Genomic DNA, 21,575 nt, shown 5'->3' on the forward strand with positions numbered 1-21,575 from the left:
GTCTCCGACCGAAAAAGTGCTAATACATTCCGATCAAGGTGTGCAATATACCTGTTCAGATTGGCGTAGTTTTCTTAAAGAACACAACCTTGAAGCAAGTATGAGCCGCAGAGGGAACTGCCATGATAACGCTGTTGCAGAGAGTTTTTTCTCACTCCTAAAGAAGGATAGAGTTAAGCGAAAAGTCTACAAAACCAGAGATGAAGCACGCTCAGAAATATTTAACTATATCGAATATTTCTATAATCCAGTGCGCCATCATGGTAGTAATAACGGACTGTCACCAATGAAGTTCGAAAAGCAGTATTTTGAGAAACTAGAAAGTGTCTAGATAACTAGGGGCTTACCAACCCCTAACATGTTCGATCAATGCACAACCAATTGATTCGAATGCATGATATGAGTGAAAACCAGACTTCTCTTGCCTTTTTCGTGTGTCATTCGCTGCGGTGAGTGAACGTTTAGCTATCTGCTGATATCTATCTTTTAGAGCCATAAAGCAAAGTTCCTCTTTCACGCAGCCTACGATAAACATTTGGAGCAAAGTTTTTAGGGTGTACCAAAAACTCCTTGGGTAAAACTTGAATATTAGGAAAAACTCCAGACTCGAGATAAAACGTACCAAAAACCGATTGAACTTCTTTAAGGGCTGCGTACTTTGTCTTATTACTGCTTACACTTATAAAGTTCATTTTAGTAACCGCCCTAGGGTTCTTAACAGGCAAAATCCCGCTAATACCTAAAACTCTGCTGCTAAGTTTTTTAACTCGAGCAATATCCTCAAACAAATGATAGTAATCACCATAAACTGGGTAATCTTGCTGGATTTGCTCTGACAATTCTTCATATCTCACTATCTCTACCCATGTCATAACCGCATTTCCAGTATTCACTCTACTCCTTCGTAATTTAGCAGCTTATTATCCTGCGCCTCGGATAAATCCCTGCTTTAATGTTAATTTACGCTCAACATATCAATGTAACCTATTGATGTAAAGTGACTAATTCCCTAACTCCTTTAGTTTTAACTTTTATACCTGCCGCAAAACTGAACAAGCACCTTTGATTTTTATACCAGCACTAAACCACAGCCGTTTCCTACTAACAGCTACGAGCCCTTAGCCCCAAGCCCTTAGCACTGGAGATAAAATCTGCAGTTAACCCTTATCTCGTCATAATCTCACCATTATGCGGTTGCATAATCTTATCGGTAAGGCATAGTTAACACGCTAGCCTATTGACCCTAAAGATGGAGTAATAATGATCCAAACCAATCTGCTATTGATATGTGGTGGTGGCGCCGATGAACATGATATTTCGCTGATGTCAGCCAAATATTTCGAGTCGACATTACAGACTTTACCGCATGTTAACGTACTCAAAGTTGAGTTAAATGCACAGGGTCAGTATCACACCGAAAACGGTGAACGCTGCGAGATCACTAGTAGCCGCGAAGTTCGCTATACCCATGCTAAACGGGAAAACTGGCCGGTAGATTATGCCATTCCTTGTATTCATGGTTACCCGGGTGAAACCGGCGATATTCAATCATTTTTTGAATTGATTAACCTGCCCTACTTTGGCTGTGACTCTGAAAGCTCACGTAACTGTTTTAATAAAATTACCGCCAAGATGTGGTTTAGCGCCTTAGGCATTCCTAACACCCCTTATCGCTTTTTAAGTGAACTTAATCAGAGCGCCATAGATACCACCCAACAGGCATTAGCTGAGTGGGGGTCGGTATTTGTAAAAGCGGCCTCACAAGGCTCATCGGTAGGTTGTTACCGAGTTGACAGTGCGGAGCAAGTCGCAGATACCTTGCGCCAAGCGTTTCAGTATTCACCCTATGTGGTGGTGGAGAAAACCATCCGCGCTCGTGAGTTAGAGGTGGCCGTTTACCAGCTTGATGGTAAAACCGTAGCGACCGTGCCTGGCGAGGTCATTTGCTCATCAAATAACTTTTACACCTTTGATGAAAAGTATGCCGCTAACAGTCAGGCCACCACAGAGGTGGTAGCCGATGTGCCACAGCACGTTAGCGAGAGTATTCGTGAATATGCGATCAAAGTTTTTGAAGGCATGAAACTGCGGCATTTGTCCCGCATTGATTTTTTCTTAACTGACGAAGGCGAAATTTTGCTAAATGAAATTAATACCTTCCCAGGGCTAACGCCTATTTCCATGTTTCCAAAGATGTTGGCCAACCACGGTGACAGTTTTGCCAACTACCTCGACCAAGCGATTCAAGCGGGTATAAAATCGAAATAAGCGCACACTAAATTATCAGGGCATGCCAATGCCCTGATGGCCTATTATTGTGCTAATATCACGCTCATTTCTGACATAACAACACGATAAGTGATCCGTTTGCAGCTGTTTATACGTTTAGTACGCTCTGCCAATTCTCTCCGTTATCACCATTACATAAGCTGTTACAGTATTAGCCATTGAACTTAACTTTCAGCTCGGCATAATGCTAAGCCATTAATATGTTACCAATGGGTTAATCTTGTGTTGAGATGGCTATCATCAGTAAATTATCGTCCGCAGCGTAGCTTCGGTATGTTCATGGCGTTATTGCCTATTACGGCGCTGGCTGATACCTCTGCCACACAAGCGCAAATCGATGAGCGCATTAGCGTTTTTGGTGAGGCCTTGCCTTATAGCGCAAATCAGCAACCAAAGGCCTATAGCTATCTCGATGAAGCCCAGCTCAACTTGATAGCTGCGCCACTCACCTTAAGCGAATACCTCAATAAGCTTCCCAGTGTGTATGTACAAGCCAGTCAAAACTTTTCCCAAGATGAGCGGATTTCTATTCGAGGCTTCGGCGCTCAATCCAGCTTTGGTATTCGTGGTATTCAGATATTGGTTGATGATGTGCCCCACACCCTACCCGATGGTCAAAGCCAATTAGATGGACTTGAACTACAAAACCTCAGCAGCATCGAAGTACTCCGAGGCCCACAATCGGCACTTTATGGCAACAGTGCTGGCGGTGTGATAAAAATCCACACTAAGGTGCCTGATGCCGATAAAGTCGCGCTTAAGCTAACCAAGGGCTCCTTTGATACCGAACAAGCCTACTTATACGCCAATAAGCATTTTGACACGGTTAATGTTGGCGTGAGTGCAAGTCAAACTCACAAGCAAGGCTATCGAGAACATAGCGAGTATGAAAAAAGCGCGATAAATGGCCACCTTGATTGGCAAGTGATGCCGCAATGGTTACTGCGTTTTAACAGTCAGTACATCGACAGCCCAACTGCACAAGATGCTGGCGGCTTAACCCGCGAACAAGCGGAGGCCACCCCAGAAGCGGCGCGAGATCGTAATGTCATCTATCAAGCAGGTGAATCTGTTAAACAGCAAAAGCATACCCTCGCTAGTCGGTATCAGTTTGCCGACAGTAGCCAGTTAAATGGCCAGTTTTACTATTTTGATAAAGACTTTGATAACCGCCTGCCGTTTGAGTCTGGTGGCCAAGTTGAACTAGCACGGCAGTTTTACGGCGCTAATGTGCAATATGCCACCACCAACTGGCTGAGCCACTACAACAGCCAAGTGTTGTTGGGGGCAAATATACAGTACCAAGACGATGAGCGTCGACGATTTGATAACCTTGAAGGTGGCGTGCGCGGCAACTTAGCACTCGCGCAACAAGAACTTATCGACTCTAGTGCCTTGTATGCACAAATATCCGCTCAGCCCAGTCAAAACTGGCTTATCGATTTAGGCTTACGGTATGAGCATAATCGAGTTGAAGTTAACGATCAGTATTTGCAAGATGGCGACCAATCTGGGCACCGCAATTGGGATAACAGCAGCGCCAATATTGGTAGCAGTTACCAAATAGACGCATCAACAGTAGCGTACGCAACGGTGAGTCAGTCGTTTCAAATTCCGACCACAACAGAGCTAGCCAACCCCAACGTTGGTATCAGCTCCCTCGCCGGTGGCTTTAACCCTGATTTAGAGGCAGAGACTGCGGTTAACTACGAGCTTGGGTTAAGAGGCAGCTTGTTTGAGGAACATAACTATGACATCGCCTTGTTTTATATTGATATCACCGATGCCATCACCCCTTACTTTAATACCGACAGCAATGACGAGATCACCTACTACCGCAATGCCGGCGCTGCGACTCGCCAAGGCGTAGAGGTTAGCACTGAGCATGGGCTAGGCGGTGATTTTTCCTGGCTTAATCAGTACAGTTTTTCTGACTTTAGTTACGATCAATTTGATACGCCACAAGGAGATTACAGTGGTAAAACTCAACCCGGCGTCGCTCGCCATAAAGGTGCAAGTCAGTTGGTGTATCAAAATGATAACGACCTTTCATTCAACCTTGAACTGCTTTATGTTGGACAACGGTACACCAACAACAGTAATACCGAGTCAGCGCCGAGCTATTGGCTGACCAATGCGGGAATTAGCCAAGCGTTTGAACTAGCGCCGCTGTCAGTATCTTTATCATTAACGGTCAACAACCTGTTTAATCAATACTATGATGACAATATAAGAATCAACGCCTTTGGCGGTCGTTATTACGAGCCTGGGCCAGAAAGACTGTTTATGTTTACCCTTGCTGCCACACTATAATTAAAGGAATTACCATCATGTTTAGAGTGCTTATTAGTGCTGTCACTTATTTAGCATTAAGTCTGCCGCTTCATGCAGCCAACTATGAACTTGAACCGATTAACGAGCAGATCACCATTCCTTGGGGGATCACACAGTTACCGGATAACGCCCTACTGATCACCGATCGCCAAGGCGCGCTATATCACGTCGATGCTAAAGGAAAATCAACTTCAGTAAGCGGCTTGCCTAATATTGTGGTTCAGCGTCAAGGTGGATTACTTGATGTAGTATTGCATCCTCAATATGCGCAAAATGGCTGGGTATATATCAGCTACAGTGCAGGTACTGAAGATGCATCTAACACCGCGATAATGCGCGCGAAGCTTAAGCAGCAAGGTGATGCGTTAAGCTTAAGCCAAACTCAAATTCTCTATATGGCAGACGCTTATGCCAGCGGTGCGGTGCACTATGGCAGCCGTATTGCGTTTGATAAACAAGGCTACCTGTATTTTTCAATTGGTGATCGTGGCCAGCGTGATGTGAACCCGCAAGATATTAGTCGCGACTCGGGCAAAATTTATCGCCTAAACGATGACGGCACGGTACCGGCAGACAATCCGTTTGTTGATACCAAAGGCGCCAAAACTGCCATCTACAGTTACGGCCATCGTAACCCACAGGGCATGGCGCTTAACCCCCATACCCAAGCCATTTGGGCCCATGAACACGGCCCTAAAGGCGGCGATGAGCTTAACATCATCAAAAAAGGCACTAACTACGGCTGGCCAGTGATCAGCTATGGAGTTAACTACAGCGGTACGAGCTTCACTGATTTAACCGAAAAAGATGGCATGGCGCAGCCAATTACCTACTGGGTGCCATCCATTGCGCCATCGGCAATGGTATTTGTCACCAGTGAGCGCTATCCCGAGCTCGCCAATCAGCTGCTTATAGGTTCATTAAAATTTGCCAAGCTAATTAGTGTTAGCCTTGATGGTGATAACATCGCCTCGCAACAAGATTTAATGCAAAACCTTGGCCGCGTACGTAGCTTACATCAAGGCCAAGACGGCTATCTTTATATTGGTATTGATGGTCGTGGGGTATTTAAAATACAACCTCAGGCCGCTAGCGCCCAATAGCAGATAACCAGCAATAACACGGCACAAAAAAAGGCAGCTCTATGGCTGCCTTTTATATTTCTGCATTATATAAACCGATTAAAACGAGTCTAAATATCAACACCGTAACTGTGATAAAGCCTACCCATAAAGCCGTCCTGATACATCATATTAAGCTGGGTTTGTAATAACTGGATCTGCGCTTGTGGCATATTTTGATTGCAGGCCATTGCCCCTAACGCGGTGTAAAACACCAATTGTGGCTCCAGCGACACGCCGTTGGCCTGGGCGATATGTTTGGCACTAATTAATTCTGCGGCCCATAAATCGATACGGTCGCGATTTAACTTGGCAAAATTTTGCTGGGTGGTACTACTTAACTCAACGGTAAAGCCTAGGTTAGCTAAATACTCACCAATACCACTGCCCAAAAAGCTGCCAATTCGATAGGGCTTAGCATCAATTAACGTTGTCAGCGGAAACGATTGCTCGGGTTTGCTATATAAGCCAAATCGGGTGATTAATACCGGACTTATCCATTGAAATTGCACCTCTCGCTCCTGACTACGAGCAACGGGTAATACACATTTATGCGCTTGGCGCTGCACAGTGATCATCGCCCGTTTTAACGGCACAAACTGTATTTGATAACTTAAGTCACTGCGTTTAAATAGCTCATCTAATACCTCAATCAGCAAACCACTGGGCTTACCATTTTCATACACTGCAAAAGGTGCTACTTCGTAGGTGTAAAGCTCTATATCTGCCCCATGCACTGCAAAACAGCTCAGCAAGCCACAGGCCGCGATAAGCCGCGTCGCCCAATGGCGGTTAACGCCAAACATTGATGGCCTCTTGATAAGGTAAAGTGCGACCTTTCTCTGCACTGGTTATTTTATTTTTGGGTGCTCCAGGTTGTGCTAACCAATAATCCGCAGATTTTTCTGGGTTTAATTTGGGACTACAGGGATGAGGGTGCTGGCTTAACGCAAGCAGGTGCTTGTCGACATCAGCGGCAAATGCATCGAGCCCATGTTGAGTGGTAATTTTGCCTTCAACAATTTGCGAAATATGCCGCCACCAATAATTGGCTAAATGAGGATAGTCTGGCACATTGGTGCCCGTGGGTGTCCAAACGTCACGGCCACGGCTGCGGTAGAATTCAACCAAGCCTCCCAAATAAGGCGCTTGCTGAGTCATAGCCTCAGAGTCGATATCTGAGCGGCGGATTGGCGTTAGGCCTACCAAGGTTTTCTTTAAAGAGACCGTTTTAGACACCACAAATTGGGCATACAACCAAGCGGCTTTTTGCCGATCTATCGGGGTGTTGTTAAGTAATGTCCATGCGCCCGTGTCTTGATAACCCGATTTCATGCCGCTCTGCCAATATTTTCCCACAGGTGAAGGAGCCACTCGCCACTTCGGCGTGCCGTCACTATTCACTACCGGTAAGCCTGGCTGGCTTAAGTCCGCCACAAACGCGGTATACCAAAAGATTTGCTGGGCAATCACGCCTTTACCCGGCCACTCTCCTGCTTGGGTAAAATTCAGCTGCTTCGATTCAGTCGGTGCAAACCGATTAAGCCAATCAACGTATTTATCTATTGCATATACGGCAGCAGGCCCATTAAGCGCCCCACCACGACTGACACTGGCACCTACAGGTTTACACTGCTCTACTCTAATGCCCCACTCATCTACTGGCAGCCCGTTGGGCAAGCCTTTGTCACCCACACCCGCCATCGACAACCACGCATCAGACATGCGCCAGCCCAGAGACGGATCCGTTTTAGCATAGTCCATATGACCATAGACTTTACGACCGTCTATGCGGCGAACATGGACCGAAAAAAACTCGGCAATATCTTCGTAGGCTTGCCAGTTTTGCGGTACGCCCAGTTCATAGCCATAAAGGCGCTTGAACTCAGTGCGAAACTGTACATTGCTAAACCAGTCATGGCGATACCAGTATAGATTGGCAAATTGTTGATCGGGTAATTGGTATAATTTGCCATCCGGCGCGGTGGTAAACTGTAAGCCAATAAAGTCGGCTAAATCTAAGCTAGGTAAGGTAACTGATTTGCCTTGGTTCTGAATAAAATCAGATAACGCCACCACATTACCTGAGCGAAAATGAGTACCAATTAAATCACTGTCATTTACGTAAGCATCATAAAGGTTTTGTCCTGTCATAATTTGCGCAGACAGTTTCTTAATCACATCATCTTCACCGGTTAGCTCGTGCACCACATGAATGCCTGTTATCTCATAAAACGCTTTAGCTAATACGGTAGCTTCATATTGATGGGTCGCAATGCGTTCAGATACCACACGAATTTGCAGCCCCTGATAGGGTTTAGCAGCATCGATAAACCATTGCATTTCTTCAAGTTGTTGCGGATAAGATAGGGTTGACGGTGTCAGTTCATTTTTCAGCCACCACTGCGCACTTGCAATATCGCTATAGCAAGTCGAATACATACTGAAATAGCCTAAGATAGCAAGCAGGTACTTACTGAGTTTTCTTGTCTGCAATTCGCTCCCTCGAACATGGCAACACAAATATAGAGCATTAGCTAACTATGGTATAAAACAACGGCTTACGCCAGCACTAATGTTTACCTACAAGGTGTTTTTTTGACCAGCAGCAAAAACACGCTACTAATACCAATCAGTATAAACATTTAGTCACTCAGCGAGAGTTTAGCGGTTCTGAGGCAAGGCAACGAGTGAAGAGCATAGTTGCTCTACGGTTAAGCTTGTTAACACAGCATCAGAATCGCTAAAACTCGCCATTCTGGCGCGTTTTAGGCTGCCTACTTCTGCGTTGAATAACCTCACAAGGGAGCAACCATTGTTTCAGTTATTCGCCTTGAATTAGTTTGCCAAAAGCGCGCTGAGTAGATCAAATTCTTATACTGATTGGTATAAAACACAAGCGGCTGGTTTATCTCGCTGTGACTCAAGCAAATATTCAGTTAAACAGCCCATTAGACTAAGGTACAAGTTGAGAGGAATCGCACTGGGATCAGGTAATAAAAAGCGCCGATGTGGAGAGCATCGGCGCGGGTTTGGAGATAGTGGTTGAGCGTTTGGGCTTAGAAGCCTTCGACTCCTGCCATGTCAGGTAATTGGTGAGCAATACCTTTGTGGCAATCAATACAGGTCTTTTCACCGCTCGCCAATGAAGTTGAATGCATCTTCGCTGCGCGAGTCGATTGACGAGTAAAGTCCATGTAGTCGAAGTTGTGGCAGTTGCGGCACTCTAGTGAGTCGTTGGCTTTGAGCCTATCCCACTCATGCTCAGCCAGTTCACGGCGCTTAGCTTCAAACTTCTCTCTGGTGTTAATGGTACCAAAGACTTTACCCCACACCTCTTTTGATGCCTGCATCTTACGTGCAATCTTATCAGTCCAATTGTGTGGAACGTGACAGTCTGGGCAAGTTGCACGGACACCACTGCGGTTAGTAAAGTGAATCGTTGTTTTCAACTCTTCATACACATTATTTTCCATTTCATGGCAACCAATACAGAAGGCTTCTTGGTTAGTCACTTCTAAGGCGGTGTTAAATCCACCCCAGAAAATAACCCCTGCCACAAACCCACCTAACGTCAGAAAGCCTAAACTGTAATGCACACTGGGCTTTCTTAGGACCTGCCAGATCTTTTTTAACTTATCTAACATAGGTTAACTCCTAGTGCTGCTTGGCTTTCACTTTAATTAAGTGGTCAATGTCGACAAAATCGTTACCCACTAACTCTTTCGCATCCAATTGCGGTACATGGCATTGGGTACAGAAGTAACGACGTGGTGACAGATCCGCCAGGAAGTTATTTTCTCTGTCCATGTAGTGAGTCACACTCACCATAGGCGCTTGAGACTCTCCTGTACGCTTACGCGCATGGCACGACATACACTTGTTAACCTTTAAATCTACCTGATACCCATCAATCTTATGCGGGATAACCGGTGGCTGCATAGGATAGTTACGTACCTGCTTGATGTCAGTATTGAGCACTTTTTGCATCACAGGTGGCGTAGGTTCAACATCTAACGGAGCCAGCCTTAAAGTAGCGATCTTTTCATCAGAAACACTTTCCGCTTGGGCGATAAAGGCTGTAGTTAGGCTTAAACCAATCACAGCAGTCAGTGAAACTAGCTTAGCGATATTCATAGTCATTCCCCTTATGCCTTAACCACTTTGATGGCGCACTTCTTAAAGTCAGTCTGTTTAGACAGTGGATCCGTTGCATCCAAGGTCACTTTGTTAATTAACTGACTGGCGTCAAACCAAGGCACAAAGACCAAGCCAACTGGCGGCTTGTTACGACCGCGGGTTTCAATACGGGTTTTGATCTCACCCCGTCTTGAAATCACTTTCACTTCATCACCGCGGCGCAGGCCACGTTTCTTGGCATCTTCTGGATGCATGAAGCACACTGCATCAGGGAAAGCTTTATATAGTTCTGGTACGCGCTGGGTCATAGAACCTGAATGCCAGTGTTCCAATACGCGACCAGTCGATAGCCACATATCGTATTCTTCATCTGGCGACTCGGGCGGCGCTTCATATGGCAGTGCAAAAATAATCGCGCGGCCATCTGACTTACCATAAAACTCGAAACCTTTACCTGGTTTCACATACGGATCTGCACCTTCTCTGTAACGCCATTTGGTTTCTTTACCGTCAACCACAGGCCAGCGCAGACCATGTACTTCGTGGTAAGTGTCAAAGTCAGCTAAGTCATGACCGTGTCCGCGACCAAACTGGGCGTACTCTTCAAACAGACCTTTTTGAATGTAGAAACCAAAGTGCTTAGCTTCGTCATTGAGGTATTTAGGGTCGGCTTGTTCTAGTGGGAACTTATTGACGTTGCCATTTTCGTACAACACTTCAAACAAGGTTTTACCCTTGTATTGCGGATTAGCCGCCAATACATCTTTTGGCCATACTTCGTCAGTTGTGAAACGCTTAGAGAACTCCATTAACTGCCATAAGTCAGACTTAGACTCGCCCGGTGCTTTCACCATTTGATGCCAGAACTGAGTACGACGTTCAGCGTTACCGTAAGCCCCTTCTTTTTCTACCCACATCGCTGTCGGTAAGATCAAGTCAGCAGCTTGCGTCGTTACCGTTGGATAGGCATCAGATACCACAATGAAGTTGTCTGGGTTACGGTAACCCGGTAAGCCCTCTTCATTCATGTTAGGTGCAGCTTGCATGTTGTTGTTTACTTGCACCCAATAGGCATTGATATCACCATCTTTCAATCGGCGGTTTTGCTCTACCGCGTGGTAGCCGGGTTTTGGTGGGATGATGCCTTCAGGAATACGCCAGATATCTTGGGCGATCTTTCTGTGCTTAGGATTCGCTACCACCATGTCCGCAGGTAAACGGTGCGAGAAGGTACCAACTTCACGTGCAGTACCACACGCTGAGGGTTGGCCCGTCAGTGAAAACGGACTGTTGCCCGGAGTTGAGATCTTACCGGTAAGCAAGTGAATGTTATAAATCAGGTTGTTACACCAAACACCACGGGTATGCTGGTTAACACCCATAGTCCAGAATGAAGTCACTTTGGTGTCAGGGTTGGCGTAAGTTTCCGCTAGTGCAATCAGTTTATCTTCTGGTACACCGGATAATTTACTCACCGATTCAACATCGTAATCGGCAACAAATTTCTTAAACTCTTCAAACTCCATTGGGTATGATTTGCCCGCAGTATCAACGTGCTTAGCTTTCTTCTGCAATGGATGCGTTGGACGTAAACCATAACCAATATCGGTCTCGCCGCGGCGGAAATTAACGTGTTTATTTACAAAGTCCCAATTCACTTTATCGTTAGCAATAATGTAGTTAGCGATGTAATTGAGAATGGCCAAGTCAGTGTTTGGCGTAAACACCATACCGGAGTCGGCAAGGTCAAATGAGCGATGTTCAAAGGTCGATAGCACGTTAACTTTAACATGCGGTGCACTTAAACGACGGTCGGTGACACGGGTCCAAAGAATCGGATGCATCTCAGCCATGTTCGAGCCCCACAATACGAACGCATCTGCCGCTTCCATATCGTCGTAACAGCCCATGGGCTCATCAATACCAAAGGTACGCATGAAGCCACCCACTGCAGACGCCATACAGTGACGCGCGTTAGGGTCAATGTTGTTTGAGCCAAAACCTGCTTTCATTAATTTTGAAGCAGCATAGCCTTCCCACACAGTCCATTGGCCTGAACCAAACATACCAATGGCCGTTGGACCTTTAGCTTTAATGGTTTTCTTAAACTTATCAGCCATGGTATCAAATGCTTGATCCCATGTGATTGGAGTAAATTCGCCGTGCTTGTCGTATTTACCATCGGTCATACGTAGCATGGGGGTTTGTAGACGGTCTTTACCGTACATAATTTTTGATAGGAAGTAGCCTTTAATACAGTTAAGGCCTTTATTGACCTCACTTTCGGCATCACCGTGAGTCGCGACAACTTTACCATCGCGAGTGGCCACAATCACTGAACAACCGGTACCGCAAAAACGACAAGGCGCTTTGTTCCACTCAAGTTTTGTTTCTTCAGAGCTTGTGATTAGGTTGCTTGCTGTCGCAGGAAGCGCTAAGCCCGCCACCGATGCAGCGGTCATTGCTGCATTGGCCTTCATAAACTCACGTCTGTTCATCTTCATATTTCACCCTCTTCAAGCACTTCACTTTGGTGATAAACCATTGCTGCTGAAAGCACGCCAGGTAAGCGATTAATGGTTTCAATCCCATCCATTAACTCTTTTTGACTGCTGCCTTCGAGCACCACTACCAATTTGACTTCGTTGTTCACGGATAAATCGGCTTTTTCCATTTTCATGATGGTTTGTCTTACCTCAGCCATCTGCTCAGGTTGGACTTGCACCACAAGACTGGTTACGTGAAGTTCATTGCTCATTATGTATTTACTCTAATTATTAATTTTTTAATTAATTATCTTTGTTATCCGACACCAGGTGGTCCAGTTAGGATTTGGCTAAACCAAATTGCAAATCCCAAGGCCGAAACCAGTAGTGCCGACAGCAGTGGCGCAAGAAAAACCGTTAAAAATATAAATATTTTTAACTCCAGACTTTTCTCTTCGTTTGATGTTGAACTCATGCATCCTCCAGCGAGTCGAGCAATTGTTTCAATGTTTTCTTGGTAAATTCTGTGAGAGTCTTAGCGCTTATAAATCAAGCAATTCGCTAAGACTTATCCTGTGACAATATGATATCAATGGTTTGTTAACATTATGTATACCTCAAAATCGGTAATCCTAATACTCGGTTGATCCAGATCATGCTTTTCAGATGATTATTAGCTAGATCACCCATTTAAGGTGTGTATTCCGATTAAGAACTAAACAAGATTAATTATTTAGCTATTCATAATGTACTAATTTATTAACCAATATAGGTGGTTTTTCGGACAACAGACAAGTGAATAGAGGGAAAATATACCCTTAGAGGTAGAGAGAGATTTTTGCGTACCTCCCAAAAGGAGGTACGCGAGAGACTAGAGTTACGACTTAGACTTCGTTAATGCGGTTGATAATGCGTTTCTCAGAAATCGGATAAGCGGTGCCCAACACTTGCGCAAAACACGATACCCGATACTCTTCTATCATCCAACGGGCTTCTAACAACGCATCAGGCACTGTGGCAGTACGCGGAATTTTAGCGAGTTGGTTATCAAGTAAAGTTTGTACGTTACTGATACTGTGCATGTGTAACCGGTCACGATTTGGATCGATAGGCAGCTTGTCTAGGCGAGTATCAATCGCTTTAAGGTAACGACTTAGATCATCAAGCCGCTGCCAACCACAGGCCTCAACAAAGCCCTTAAATACCAAGTTATCAAGCTGAGTTTGAATATCACTCATCGCAAAGGCAATATCGAGACTAATTTTGCCTTTAAGGCGTTTTTTAACCTTTTGATATAGAGTCAAAATTGCTTCTACTTTTAACGCAATCTTGGCCGCGGTAGGATTAAGCTCCTGACGTACCCAATCTTTTGCAGCAACAAACTGTTGCTCGTTGCGCACATCTAGCTGTTTTTCATCGAGTAACTGCTGCACCGCCGCGGACAAGATATCATCAATCAGGATGTTAATTTGGCCGAATGGATTGAAATACATCGCCAGTTTGGCTTTATTGGGCAACGATTGCTGCAAGTGCTTAACCGGAGAGGGAATGTTTAGCAATAACAAGCGTTGTAAACCGGCACGATGGACTCGGTCGGCTTCATTATGGTCGTCAAACAGCTTGATCGACACGCTAGTATTATTATCCACCAACGCCGGATAGGCTTTGACTTCAAAATTCCCTTTGCGCTGCTCATATTGCTTAGGTAACTCACCAAAGCTCCACTCTATAATATCTTCTTGCTCGATACCGCTTTTGGCGACCTTACGTATTGCCTGAGTCACCTGCCCTTGTAGCGAATCTTTAAGGCTGTCTAAATCTCGCGATTGCGCCGCCAGTTTGCCTTTATCATTCTCCACTTTGAAGTTGATTTTAAGATGTTGCGTCAATTGCGCCACATCAAAATCTTCAGCTTGTACCCGCACGCCGCTCATACGCAGCAACTGCTTGCACATCGCCTCAAGCATTGGCACACTTTGATCGTTCATCGCCTGTAGACAGGCTTTCGCGTAGTCTGGCGCGGGGACAAAGTTACGCCTTAAGGTTTTTGGCAAAGATTTAATTAGCGCCACGCACTTTTCTTCGCGTAACCCAGGTACCAGCCAATCAAATCCCTGGTTATCAACCTGATTTAATAATGCCACCGGCAAATGTACCGACACGCCATCATCTTCGCTACCGGGTTCAAAGTGATAGCTTATGGGCAACACTAAATTGCCTTGATGCCAGTTGTCGGGAAAGTCCAGCGCAGAGATATGCTCATCGCCGCGCTGCATTAGGCTTTCGCGTTTGAAATCAAGCAAATCAGGTTGCTTACGTTTAGCCTGCTTCCACCACTTTAATAACTTAGGCGCGTTGTAGATCCCCTCGGGGATCCGCGGCTCATAAAAATCCACCAGCGCTTGTTCATCAACTAAGATATCGCGGCGACGCGACTTATGTTCTAGCGCCTCAATATCTTCTACCAGCTTGCGATTGTTAACAAAAAACGCTTCATTGGTACGCAGTTCGCCATCTGCGAGCGCACTGCGAATAAAAATCTCTCTGGCTTCAACCGCATTGACAGGCCCATATTGCACTCGACGACGATTAACGATGGTTAATCCATACAAAACCTGATTTTCCAGCGCGACCACACTGCCCTGTTTCGCCTCAAAATGAGGCTCAAAGTAGTTGTGCTTCACCAGATGCTGCGCCATGGGTTCTATCCATTCAGGCTGGATTTTGGCACAACAACGGGCAAACAGGCGTGAGGTTTCGGTCAACTCTGCCGCCATAATCCACTTAGGACCTTTTCGCGCCAGTGGCGATCCTGGAAATACAAAGAAGTGTCGATTACGGGCACCGAGGTATTCATTGTCTTTATCTTTAAAACCAATGTGGCTCAGCAAGCCCGTTAGCAGGGATTTATGCAGCAATTCATAGTCGGCCGGTTCGCTATTGAGCTTCCATTTAAGATCGTGCACCGCTTGTTTTAGCTGCATATAGAGATCTTGCCACTCTCTGACGCGCAAATACGCTAAAAACTCACGCTTACACATCTTGCGGAATTGACTGGCACTGTGCTGCTTCTGGCTAGCTTTAATATGATCCCACAGGTTAACCCACGACAAAAAGTCCGAGTTTTTATCAACAAATCGTTTATGGGACTCATCGCTGGCTTGTTTCTTGTCCATTGGACGTTCGCGGGGATCTTGAATCGACAAGCCCGCCACAATAACCAGTACTTCATGTAAGCAACCGTATTCATTGGCTTGCACCACCATACGGGCTAAACGTGGATCGACCGGAATACTCGCTAACTGGCGCCCCATAGGCGTGAGTTGTAAGCGACCTTTGCGCTGTTGTACTGATTGCAGCTCTTCAAGTAGCAAAAAGCCATCTTTGATATAGCGCTGATCCGGCGGCTGAATAAATGGAAACGCCGCAATGTCGCCTAAGCCGATAGACAGCATCTGCAAAATAACCGATGCCAAGTTGGTACGTAGTATCTCTGGATCGGTAAATGCAGGACGATTATTAAAATCATCTTCATCGTACAGCCTAATACAGATCCCCGGACCTACACGACCACAACGCCCTTGGCGCTGATTAGCGCTTGCTTGCGACACTGGTTCAATGGGAAGTCGTTGCACTTTAGTGCGGTAGCTATAACGGCTGATCCTGGCGGTACCGGGATCGATAACATAACGGATCCCCGGTACAGTCAATGACGTTTCTGCCACGTTGGTGGCTAACACAATGCGCCGGCCTCGGTGAGACTTAAACACTTTCGACTGCTCACCATAAGATAACCTTGCATACAACGGCAGAACTTCAGTATCACGATACTGCTGCTTATTGAGTTGATCGGCAACATCACGGATCTCGCGCTCCCCGTTCATAAAGATCAAAATGTCACCGGGGCCGGCTTGCATCAACTCTTCAACGGCAGCAAAAATACCTTCGGTAAGATCCAGATCTTCATCTTCTTCACGCAGCAGCGGACGATAGCGGGTTTCTACCGGATAGGTTCGCCCGGAAACCTCAATCACAGGTGCATTATTAAAATGTTTAGAGAATCGGTCTAAATCAATGGTTGCCGAAGTAATAATGACTTTTAAATCAGGACGCTTCTTAAGCACATTTTTTAGATAGCCCAAGATAAAGTCGATATTTAAGCTACGCTCATGGGCTTCATCAATAATGATGGTGTCGTATTGGTCGAGAAATTTATCTGAGGTTAACTCCGCCAGCAAAATACCGTCGGTCATCAGCTTGACGTAGGACTCAGGCTTAATGGCATCGGCAAAACGCACCTTAAAGCCCACCGCTTCACCAAGGGGCGAATTCAATTCTTCTGCTACGCGCGTAGCCACACTGCGGGCCGCCAAGCGTCGAGGCTGCGTATGACCAATAAGTCCACGACACCCAAGCCCAAGTTCTAAACAAATCTTAGGCAATTGGGTGGTTTTACCTGATCCCGTCTCACCGGCAATAATCACCACTTGATTGGCGGCAATGGCCGCTGCAATCTCATCACGCTTTTGCGAGATAGGCAGCGCCTCAGGGTAACTGATAGTCGGACGATTCTGGCGGCGTAACTCGGCCTTTTGTGCCGCGCGCTCAGCTTGCTCAGCTAACTTGGCTAAGGTCGCTGTTTTTTCAGCTGACTCCGGCTCTTTATTGAGGCGAAATAAACGACGTCGAATACGGGAGGCATCAGCTTGGTAACAGGTTGCTAAGAATGCTTTAGAGAGGGGATGCTGTTGCGAACTCAAATCCATTTCCCAGATATTAAAAACGAAAACGCCGATCCTACCAAGGAACGGCGATTTTTGATACGAGAAATTAGCTCAGCTAGCAAGTGCTACGGCAATTAGCTAATTTTATAACCAAGCAGATTACACTGGCGCCAAATAGCACTCTTGCATCGACACATTGATGGCCTGCAGTACCGCGGTGCGATCAATGGTACCGACCACTTTGTTATTGTCTAAAACCGGATAGATCTTCGGTTTGTTTTGCAACATTTGTTCAGCCAGTTGCAACACGTTGTCATCGGTCGTGACCGTTAATACCTCTGATTTCATGCAGTCGCTTACGTTAGCCACTAAGTCACAGTGATAACTACTTTTGAGCATAACGGCTAAACAATCTTGTTGGGATAAAAAGCCGACCAATTGGCCGCTATTGTCGATAACTGGCGCGCCGAGTTTCTTATTTTTTAGCAGATTATCTACCGCAGTAGCGAGACTCATGTTTGCCTCTAGCAACACCGGATGACGATCCATATGTTCAGCAACTTTAATAGAATCCATAGCAACACCTCCCAATGACCTCAAATAAAAGGCCTTTATTTATTTAACCGCTTCACTTTGAGTGTAAACCAAAATTTAACACTTGCTACAGAGTTTATCCGATTACCCTAATCGATGTTCGTTGTTTAGACCAATTAAAGCCTGCCTTAAAACTGTGATCTCAAGCAACTTTTACTCTACATTTGCGACATTTTGTCTCAACCGTTCAAAAAACTATGATCTAGCTCATGTTGATAGTGGTTAGATTCCGCGCAACATCACAAGCATTGTAAAGCTTGATATACGTCAATAATTCGCCATAACTTGGAGCTTAAACTTTAAACCGTGGAGCAGTAAAACAAAATCCGATCATTACTATAACAAAGGTTTAACCATGGACACACATGCAGCCCTATACCAACAGGGACAAGCACGCCTGGCGAAACTGCGTAGCTTGAAACCACGCCATGTCGATTCGCTGAAAGATAAAATGAAACAGCATGGCATTTCACGTCGTGACTTTATGAAATGGAGTGCTGCGGTCACAAGCATGCTCGCACTCCCCCTCCCTTTTAGTACCTTAGTTGCCGAAGCTGCTGAACTAGCAGACCGCGTTCCGCTGATTTGGTTACACATGGCTGAATGTACCGGTTGTTCTGAGTCATTAGTGCGCGCTGATACGCCTAACCTCGATACTTTGATTTTTGATCACGTATCACTGGAATACCACGAAACGTTAATGGCCGCTTCAGGCTGGCAAGCTGAAGAAAATCTTGAGCATGCAATGGAAGCTTACAAAGGCAACTATCTACTAACAGTAGAAGGCGCCATTCCTACCGCCAACAATGGCGCTTTCCTGACCGTTGGCTGTAAAGGCCATACCGGCCTAGATATTGTGAAACATGCTGCCGATGGGGCTGCGGCCATCATCTCCGTGGGTACTTGCGCAGCATTTGGGGGGGTACAAGCCGCGGCGCCCAACCCAACCGGTGCTAAAGGAGTTGCTGAGGTAGTCAACAAAACTGTCATCAACCTCGGTGGCTGCCCACCCAGCGAAAAGAATATCGTTGGTACACTGATGTACTTCATCATGTTTGGCAAACTCCCCGCTTTAGATATGTTTAATCGCCCTAAATGGGCCTACGGTGCCAGAGTGCATGACAATTGTGAACGTCGTGGCCGCTTTGATGCCGGTGAGTTTGTTGAAACCTTTGGCGACCACGGTGCTAAAGAGGGTTACTGCCTTTACAAGGTCGGTTGCAAAGGCCCTTACACCTATAACAACTGCCCTACCGAGCGCTTTAATCATCACACCAGTTGGCCAGTACTAGCCGGCCATGGATGTATGGGCTGCTCGGAGCCAAATTTCTGGGATGATATGGCTGACTTTGAAAAACCATTAGGACGACAACTGCTTCATGGACTTGATGCCACCGCAGACACTATAGGTGCTGTCATTTTAGGTGCCACCGCTATCGGTATTGGTGCCCATGCTGTTGCCAGCGTTTTTGCAAAATCAGAGGAGAGCTAAGTCAATGAGCAAACGAGTCGTAATCGATCCTATTACCCGAATTGAAGGCCATTTGCGCATTGAAGTGGAAGTGGATGACAACAATGTCATTCAAAAAGCTTGGTCTTCCTCTACATTATGGCGCGGTATTGAGGTCATTCTTAAAGGCCGTACCCCCATGGATGTGGGATTAATCGTGCAGCGTATTTGTGGGGTATGTACCTACTCCCATTACCGCTGCGGTACAGAAGCGGTGGAGAATGCACTCGGTATTGATATTCCACTGAATGCCAAATACCTCAGATCGTTAATGCAAACATCCCTGTATATGCACGACCACATTGTGCACTTCTACCATCTACATGGCTTAGATTGGGTCGATGTAGTGTCCGCATTAAGTGCCGATCCAGCCAAGGCGGCGCAAGTTGCTATGCAGTACAGTGACAAACCCATCGCCGCTGGTGAAGGTGAGCTGCGTGCAGTGCAAGAGCGAGTTAAAGGCTTTGTGGAAACCGGTAAACTCGGCCCATTTGCCAATGCTTATTGGGGCAATGGCACTTATAAGTTCACCCCAGAGCAAAACCTGATTGCCCTGTCCCATTACCTAAAAGCCTTAGAAGTACAGCGCATAGCCGCAGAGATGCTGGCGATATTTGGTGGTAAGTCACCGCACCCACAATCACTGGTTGTCGGCGGTGTCACCTCTGTACGCGATATGCTCAGCCCTGCAAGATTGCAAGAGTGGAAGCAAAAGCATGCCATTGTTACTGACTTTATACATCGCGCTTATAAAGCCGATATTGTCATGGCAGCAGAAGCCTTTGGCACTGAACCGAGCGTGTTAGGTGGTGTCAATGTAAGTAACTTCTTGGCCACTAACGACTTCATTCTTGCTGACGGTCAATACATGTTCGATCAAGGCGTCATCATGAACGGCGACTTAGCCGGTGTGAGCGACCTAAATCCTGAGTTCATTAAAGAAGATGTCAGCCATGCTTGGTACGACGCCGAAGGGCCACAGCATCCTTATGATGGTACCACTGTGCCCAATTACACCGGCTTTGTGGAACGCGATACCGTATATGGCAAACTGCCCACCCTTGACGGTGATGGCAAGTACTCTTGGGTTAAATCACCGCGCTACAATGGTGAGCCTGTGGAAGTGGGTCCATTAGCGAGTTTGCTAGTGAGCTATGCCAGAGGCAACAAAGTGGTGGTCGACTCCGTTAATGAGCTGCTATCTGTGACGGGTTTGCCGGTAGCCGCCCTGTTTACCACATTAGGCCGCACCGCGGCGCGGATGCTACAAACCGTCATTGTGGCCGAGGAAGGCTTAAAAACCTTTGATGCGCTGCTCACCAATATTCAAGTTGATGACAGTACCTATGTCACCCCAGATTTGGACCCTAGCCGCGAATATGTCGGTCACGCCATGATTGAAGCACCGCGGGGTATGCTAAGCCACTGGATCCGTATCAAAAATGGCGTGGTAGAGAACTATCAAGCTGTGGTACCTACCACGTGGAATGCTGGCCCGGTTGATGCCGCCGGCAAAGTGGGTCCCTATGAAGCGTCATTGGTCGGACTCAAACTTGAAGACCCAACCAAACCGCTCGAAGTCATTCGTATTATTCACTCATTTGACCCTTGTATGGCCTGTTCTGTACACGTGATGGATTATCAAGGTCAGTCACTGAGTGAGTTTCGAATTGACCCTAACGGCAATAGTTAAGGAGTAACTCATGGATACACAACATGTACCCTATGAGAGAGCCTTTATTTTTAGCGCGGCGATACGGATTTTCCACTGGCTGCGCGCTCTGGCCATATTGGTTCTCGTTGTAACAGGCTTCTACATTGCTTGGCCATTTTTGGTCGCGCCAAGCAGTTCAGATGTGCTGGTACAAGGATGGATCCGCTTTGCCCATTTAGTGTTTGGCTTTTTGCTTTGCGCTATTACCTTGGCTCGTGCCTATCTGTTCTTTTTCAGTAAAAGTGATATTGAACGTCGCTCATTTAAGGACGTCACCAACGTTAACAGTTGGATCACACAACTGAAGTCCTATTTATGGATGGGACATTTAGACAAAAAAGGCGTCTATGGTCCACTGCAGTTCGTGACCTACTTTGCGATTTCAGTCATTGCCGCGCTGATCTGCATTACAGGATTGGTGCTTTATGCCAATGTATATCACCTCGGTCTTGGTGGCATGTTATGGGATAGCGCCGCCTGGCTTACTGCACAGATGGGTGGCTTAGCGCAAGTTAGGCTTTGGCACCATTACTTCACGTGGGTGTTCATCATCTTTGTTGTAGTGCATGTGTATATGGCAGTTTGGACCGGTATTCGATTCAAACACAACTCGGTTGATTCGATTGTGTCTGGTTATGACTACCACCCGAAAAAGCACTGATT

18 protein-coding genes are annotated in these 21,575 nt (G+C 46.2%); 7 read left to right on the forward strand and 11 right to left on the reverse strand.

The annotated features are described in order from the left end of the window. Window positions 1–331: IS3 family transposase (locus L865_RS0116240; RefSeq protein WP_028774206.1), on the forward strand; the 331-nt coding region annotated here is incomplete at its 5' end. A 148-nt stretch (window positions 332–479) separates the two neighbouring features. Here L865_RS0116240 and L865_RS0116245 read toward each other — a convergent pair. After that, on the reverse strand, window positions 480–893 hold the full coding sequence (locus L865_RS0116245; protein WP_028774207.1) for a hypothetical protein: 414 nt from the start codon (window positions 891–893) through the stop codon (window positions 480–482). A gap of 367 nt (window positions 894–1,260) precedes the next feature. Here L865_RS0116245 and L865_RS0116250 point away from each other — a divergent pair, with 367 nt between their 5' ends. From L865_RS0116250 to L865_RS0116260, 3 genes are all read left to right on the forward strand, one after another. Next, a complete protein-coding gene (locus tag L865_RS0116250; RefSeq protein ID WP_028774208.1) occupies window positions 1,261–2,268 on the forward strand; it encodes a D-alanine--D-alanine ligase in 1,008 nt (335 codons plus the stop codon). Window positions 2,269–2,511: 243 nt separating this feature from the next. Continuing rightward, window positions 2,512–4,602, forward strand: a complete 2,091-nt coding sequence (locus L865_RS0116255; RefSeq protein WP_084632564.1) for a TonB-dependent receptor family protein — start codon at window positions 2,512–2,514, stop codon at window positions 4,600–4,602. A gap of 17 nt (window positions 4,603–4,619) precedes the next feature. Beyond that, window positions 4,620–5,726, forward strand: coding sequence for a PQQ-dependent sugar dehydrogenase (locus tag L865_RS0116260; RefSeq protein ID WP_037471394.1), 1,107 nt, complete (start codon window positions 4,620–4,622; stop codon window positions 5,724–5,726). An 89-nt stretch (window positions 5,727–5,815) separates the two neighbouring features. Here L865_RS0116260 and L865_RS0116265 read toward each other — a convergent pair whose 3' ends face one another. From L865_RS0116265 to L865_RS0116305, 10 genes are all read right to left on the reverse strand, one after another. After that, complete coding sequence (locus tag L865_RS0116265; RefSeq protein WP_028774211.1) at window positions 5,816–6,550, reverse strand: substrate-binding periplasmic protein; 735 nt, start codon at window positions 6,548–6,550, stop codon at window positions 5,816–5,818. Continuing rightward, window positions 6,537–8,186: an ABC transporter substrate-binding protein gene (locus L865_RS0116270; RefSeq protein WP_245608453.1), complete on the reverse strand. Its 1,650-nt coding sequence runs from the start codon at window positions 8,184–8,186 to the stop codon at window positions 6,537–6,539. The genes L865_RS0116265 and L865_RS0116270 overlap by 14 nt, the downstream gene beginning before the upstream one ends. A gap of 222 nt (window positions 8,187–8,408) precedes the next feature. Next, window positions 8,409–8,546, reverse strand: coding sequence for a hypothetical protein (locus L865_RS25590; protein WP_157577627.1), 138 nt, complete (start codon window positions 8,544–8,546; stop codon window positions 8,409–8,411). A 257-nt stretch (window positions 8,547–8,803) separates the two neighbouring features. Beyond that, window positions 8,804–9,391 (reverse strand): cytochrome c3 family protein, encoded by a 588-nt coding sequence (locus L865_RS0116275; protein WP_028774213.1) that lies wholly within the window; start codon window positions 9,389–9,391, stop codon window positions 8,804–8,806. A 10-nt stretch (window positions 9,392–9,401) separates the two neighbouring features. Beyond that, a complete protein-coding gene (locus tag L865_RS0116280; protein WP_028774214.1) occupies window positions 9,402–9,881 on the reverse strand; it encodes a nitrate reductase cytochrome c-type subunit in 480 nt (159 codons plus the stop codon). Between the two features lie 11 nt (window positions 9,882–9,892). After that, complete coding sequence (gene napA / locus L865_RS0116285; protein ID WP_037471408.1) at window positions 9,893–12,382, reverse strand: nitrate reductase catalytic subunit NapA; 2,490 nt, start codon at window positions 12,380–12,382, stop codon at window positions 9,893–9,895. A 2-nt stretch (window positions 12,383–12,384) separates the two neighbouring features. After that, a complete protein-coding gene (locus tag L865_RS0116290) occupies window positions 12,385–12,642 on the reverse strand; it encodes a chaperone NapD (protein WP_028774216.1) in 258 nt (85 codons plus the stop codon). 44 nt (window positions 12,643–12,686) lie between these two features. Next, window positions 12,687–12,845: a periplasmic nitrate reductase, NapE protein gene (locus L865_RS0116295; protein WP_028774217.1), complete on the reverse strand. Its 159-nt coding sequence runs from the start codon at window positions 12,843–12,845 to the stop codon at window positions 12,687–12,689. Window positions 12,846–13,254: 409 nt separating this feature from the next. After that, window positions 13,255–17,136, reverse strand: coding sequence for an ATP-dependent RNA helicase HrpA (hrpA, locus tag L865_RS0116300; protein ID WP_037471397.1), 3,882 nt, complete (start codon window positions 17,134–17,136; stop codon window positions 13,255–13,257). Between the two features lie 117 nt (window positions 17,137–17,253). Continuing rightward, the gene (locus L865_RS0116305; RefSeq protein WP_028774219.1) at window positions 17,254–17,670 is read right to left on the reverse strand and encodes a CBS domain-containing protein; all 417 of its coding nucleotides are present in this window, start codon (window positions 17,668–17,670) and stop codon (window positions 17,254–17,256) included. Window positions 17,671–18,043: 373 nt separating this feature from the next. Between L865_RS0116305 and hyaA the strand changes: the two genes are divergently transcribed. From hyaA to cybH, 3 genes are read left to right on the forward strand one after another with little or no spacing between them, the layout of a single operon-like run. Next, window positions 18,044–19,180: a nickel-dependent hydrogenase small subunit gene (gene hyaA, locus L865_RS0116310; protein WP_028774220.1), complete on the forward strand. Its 1,137-nt coding sequence runs from the start codon at window positions 18,044–18,046 to the stop codon at window positions 19,178–19,180. 4 nt (window positions 19,181–19,184) lie between these two features. Then, the gene (hyaB, locus tag L865_RS0116315) at window positions 19,185–20,891 is read left to right on the forward strand and encodes a nickel-dependent hydrogenase large subunit (RefSeq protein WP_028774221.1); all 1,707 of its coding nucleotides are present in this window, start codon (window positions 19,185–19,187) and stop codon (window positions 20,889–20,891) included. Window positions 20,892–20,901: 10 nt separating this feature from the next. Next, a complete protein-coding gene (cybH, locus tag L865_RS0116320) occupies window positions 20,902–21,573 on the forward strand; it encodes a Ni/Fe-hydrogenase, b-type cytochrome subunit (protein WP_037471400.1) in 672 nt (223 codons plus the stop codon). Window positions 21,574–21,575 lie beyond the last annotated feature (2 nt).

Origin of the sequence: Shewanella waksmanii ATCC BAA-643 (genome assembly GCF_000518805.1) — a bacterium.
GTDB lineage: Bacteria > Pseudomonadota > Gammaproteobacteria > Enterobacterales > Shewanellaceae > Shewanella > Shewanella waksmanii.

Bases quoted from the DNA above. Each gene is read 5' to 3' on its own strand.
- L865_RS0116305 (WP_028774219.1), bottom strand. From the start codon at position 17,670: ATGGATTCTATTAAAGTTGCTGAACATATGGATCGTCATCCGGTGTTG.
- hrpA (WP_037471397.1), bottom strand. From the start codon at position 17,136: ATGGATTTGAGTTCGCAACAGCATCCCCTCTCTAAAGCATTCTTAGCA.
- napA (WP_037471408.1), bottom strand. From the start codon at position 12,382: ATGAACAGACGTGAGTTTATGAAGGCCAATGCAGCAATGACCGCTGCA.
- L865_RS0116270 (WP_245608453.1), bottom strand. From the start codon at position 8,186: ATGTATTCGACTTGCTATAGCGATATTGCAAGTGCGCAGTGGTGGCTG.
- hyaB (WP_028774221.1), top strand. From the start codon at position 19,185: ATGAGCAAACGAGTCGTAATCGATCCTATTACCCGAATTGAAGGCCAT.
- L865_RS0116250 (WP_028774208.1), top strand. From the start codon at position 1,261: ATGATCCAAACCAATCTGCTATTGATATGTGGTGGTGGCGCCGATGAA.
- cybH (WP_037471400.1), top strand. From the start codon at position 20,902: ATGGATACACAACATGTACCCTATGAGAGAGCCTTTATTTTTAGCGCG.
- L865_RS0116275 (WP_028774213.1), bottom strand. From the start codon at position 9,391: ATGTTAGATAAGTTAAAAAAGATCTGGCAGGTCCTAAGAAAGCCCAGT.
- hyaA (WP_028774220.1), top strand. From the start codon at position 18,044: ATGGACACACATGCAGCCCTATACCAACAGGGACAAGCACGCCTGGCG.
- L865_RS0116280 (WP_028774214.1), bottom strand. From the start codon at position 9,881: ATGAATATCGCTAAGCTAGTTTCACTGACTGCTGTGATTGGTTTAAGC.
- L865_RS0116265 (WP_028774211.1), bottom strand. From the start codon at position 6,550: ATGTTTGGCGTTAACCGCCATTGGGCGACGCGGCTTATCGCGGCCTGT.
- L865_RS0116260 (WP_037471394.1), top strand. From the start codon at position 4,620: ATGTTTAGAGTGCTTATTAGTGCTGTCACTTATTTAGCATTAAGTCTG.
- L865_RS0116290 (WP_028774216.1), bottom strand. From the start codon at position 12,642: ATGAGCAATGAACTTCACGTAACCAGTCTTGTGGTGCAAGTCCAACCT.
- L865_RS0116295 (WP_028774217.1), bottom strand. From the start codon at position 12,845: ATGAGTTCAACATCAAACGAAGAGAAAAGTCTGGAGTTAAAAATATTT.